General features: G+C 66.2%; 1 protein-coding gene. It reads right to left on the reverse strand.

Annotated elements, in window-relative coordinates; genetic code table 11:
* On the reverse strand, nucleotides 1-376 hold a 376-nt coding region (locus WDW90_RS38450; RefSeq protein ID WP_336492916.1), incomplete at both ends, for an IS6 family transposase.

Consider the following 376-nt stretch of genomic DNA (forward strand, 5'->3'; position numbering starts at 1 on the left):
GGTGCCGATCCGGTCAGGGCCGAGCAGCGGCTCGGCCGAGAGCATCTTGCGGAAGAACCGCTTGGCGGCGTCCAAGTCGCGGTTAGCGGTGAGCAGGAACTCAACCGGCTCTCCGTGTTTGTCGATGGCCCGGTACAAATAGCGCCACTGGCCCCGGATCCGGACGTACGTTTCGTCGACGCGCACCGAGCCGCAGTGCGGCTTACGGAAGCCGCGCAGGCGCCGCTCGATCGCAGGCGCGTAGGCGAGCACCCAGCGGTTGAGGGTGGAATGGTCCACCTCCAGCCCTCTCTCCAGGAGCATCTCCTCGATATCACGGTAGCTCAGCGCGTAGCGCAGGTACCAGGAGACGGCCTGCACGATGAGGGTGGCTTCG

Source organism: Methylobacterium nigriterrae (assembly GCF_037106235.1).
In the GTDB taxonomy this organism is placed as follows: Bacteria; Pseudomonadota; Alphaproteobacteria; order Rhizobiales; family Beijerinckiaceae; genus Methylobacterium; species Methylobacterium nigriterrae.